Source organism: Arthrobacter sp. JCM 19049, from assembly GCF_001310435.1.
In genome coordinates, this window is the sequence record NZ_BAXF01000315.1 from 1 (window position 1) to 2,589 (window position 2,589).

Below are 2,589 nucleotides of genomic sequence, written 5' to 3' on the forward strand. Positions count from 1 at the left end.
CACCAGGTCCTGGGGCGCGTGGTTCCACAGGGCGTGCGGCAGCTTCGCCGCCCCGCCGGTGATGCCGCGGTGGTTGTCATCCGCGTCGGTGTACACGACCCGCAGGATTTCCAGGATCGAGTTAGGGAAATCGGTGTCCCAGCCTCCGGTGCCGAATCCGACCTGGCCGAACGCCTCACGGTGCTCGAAGCCGGCTTCCTTGAAGGCCGCCGAGTTGGCGATGAAGCCGTAGAAGGTCTCCTCGTCCAGTTCACGCACCATCCGGTCCCACAGCTCCTTGATCTTCGCGGTGTCGCGGGAGATCAGGGCCTGCTGCATCCGTTCAAAGTCGGCGTCCTCGGCCAACGCCCGGCGCCAGGCGTCGGCGACCTCGTGGAAGAATGCGGGCAGCTGGTCGGGTCGTTCGGCGTAGACCTTCTCCCCTTCAGCTCGATCACCGTGGAGGGGGTGGGCCCGGCCATCGGGTTGGGGAATTCGAAGGTGTCGATGCCCAGCTTGTCGATGTAGTGGTAGAACGCCTTGCCGGTGCTCGGGAAACGCATCCCTCCCAGGTCGCAGGTGACCTCCGGGGCGGCGGCGAAGGAGGCGGTGCGCAGCCGCCCGCCGATCTGGTCGGCCTCGAAAATCACCGGCTTGAGCCCGAGCTTCATCAGCTCATACGCGGTGACCAGCCGGACAGCCCCGCACCGATCACGCTACCTCGGTGCCGTGATGTTCCCGGGGAATCTGGCCCAGCCCCTCGGCGCCGGCAGGTAGTGGTCGTAGCTGAAGGGGAAGTCGGGGTTGAGCATGCTCAGGCTCATTCGGTGTTGCTCCTTGGTCGTGCGTGAAACGTTGGGATTGAAAAGTCGTGGGCGGTCCGGCCCAAAACCTAGTCGGCCGGCCGGTTCAGGTGGGCGTCGATGTACTGCTGCTTGCTCAGCTGCCCCAGCCGGGAGTGGCGCCGGCCGTAGCCGAAGTAGATCACGATGCCCACGCACATCCACAGCCCGAAGACCAGCCAGGTCACCGGAGCCAGCTGGCTCATCAGGAACAGGCAGGCCGCGGCGCCAGGATCGGGGTGAGCGGGTAGAAGGGCACCTTAAAGGTGCGGGTGGCCAGCGGCTGCTTGCGGCGCAGGTAGATCACCGAGACGCTGACCAGCGCGAAGGCGAACAGGGTGCCGATGCTGGTGGCCTCGGCCAGCTGTCCCAGCGGGATGAAGGCGGCCGTCAGCGCCACCACGCTCCCGGTGATCACGGTGCCGGCGATCGGGGTGCCGGTGCGGGCGTTGACCCGGGAGAAGATGCCGGGCACCAGTCCGTCGCGGGACATGGACAGCAGGATGCGGGTCTGCCCGTAGAGCACGGTGAGCACCACCGAGGCGATGGCCAGCACCGAGCTGGCGGCAAAGAGCAGCACGATCCACTGCTGGCCGGTCAGTTCGTGGATGATCTGCACCAGGGCGGCCTGGGAGCCTTCGAACCACTGCCACTGCCGCGCACCGACGGCGGTGACGGCCACCAGCACGTACGCGGTGGTCACTATGACCATTGACCACAGGATTGCCCGGGGCAGGTCCCGCTTCGGGTTGCGGGCCTCCTCACCGGCGGTGGAGGCGGCGTCGAAGCCGATGTAGGAGAAGAACACGATGGAGGCTGCGCCGGTGACCCCCGCCGCGCCCATGGGCAGCAGCGGTTCAAAGTTTCCGGCGTTGAAGGCGGTGAAGGCAACGATGGAGAAGAACACCAGGATGCCGGTCTTGATGATGACCACCACGGTGTTCACCAGGGCCGATTCACGGGCACCGCGGATCAGCAGGATCGTGGCCAGCCCGACCACGATCAGGGCCGAAAGGTTCACCATTCCGCCTGGCTCGCTGGGTCCTGCCGCCAGGGCGGCAGGCAGCTCCAGGCCGAAGACGCTGAGGGTTTCGTTGACGTATTCGGCGGCGCCCACCGCCACGGCCGCCACCGAGACCGCGTACTCCAGCACCAGGCACCAGCCGCACACCCAGCGATGCCCTCGCCCAGGGTGGCGTAGGAGTAGGAGTAGCTGGACCCGGAGACCGGCACCATGCCGGCCATTTCCGCGTAGCTGACCGCCGAGAGCAGGGCGGTGACACCGGCGAGCAAGAAGGAGATGAAGACCGCCGGTCCGGCGATCGGCACCGCCTGGCCAAGGATCACCAAAATGCCGGTGCCCAGGGTCGCACCCACGGAAATCATGGTGAGCTGGAAAACGCCCAGGGTGCGCTTCAGCTGCCCGCCGCCGTTGTCGGCGTGGGCTGACTCCACCATGTGGGAAATCGACTTACGGCGTCGAAGCTGCGCCGTCAGCGTGGGGCGTGGGGACCTGGTCAAGCCGCTCGGTGTACTCATGATGTTCCTTGCGTAGCTGTTCATCCATCGCTTTCCAGACTAGGTCTGTGAGCGGCATCTCAACCCTAGCCGATTTGAACTAAACTTTGAGCACATGGGACAAAATGCACCGGACTGGTTGGATCGCGCACTGTGGCTGAAGACGCCGAGGTGCCCTGGGAAGGACTGACGGTGGCCCGCTTCCTGCGCGAAATCCGCGGCGGGGTGCGGGTCGTGGTGGAGGGCGGGG

General features: G+C 66.2%; 1 protein-coding gene and 2 pseudogenes. All 3 read right to left on the reverse strand.

Annotated features, from left to right (window positions below):
- Nucleotides 1-791, reverse strand: a pseudogene (locus tag JCM19049_RS11475) (flavin monoamine oxidase family protein); the annotation flags it as partial.
- Nucleotides 792-871: 80 nt separating this feature from the next.
- Nucleotides 872-1,027 carry an amino acid permease C-terminal domain-containing protein gene (locus tag JCM19049_RS23520; protein WP_374700300.1) on the reverse strand — a complete coding sequence of 52 codons (156 nt, stop codon included), beginning with the start codon at nucleotides 1,025-1,027 and terminating at the stop codon, nucleotides 872-874.
- Nucleotides 1,027-2,384, reverse strand: a pseudogene (locus JCM19049_RS11480) (APC family permease). The gene JCM19049_RS23520 and the pseudogene JCM19049_RS11480 overlap by 1 nt, the downstream one beginning before the upstream one ends.
- Nucleotides 2,385-2,589 lie beyond the last annotated feature (205 nt).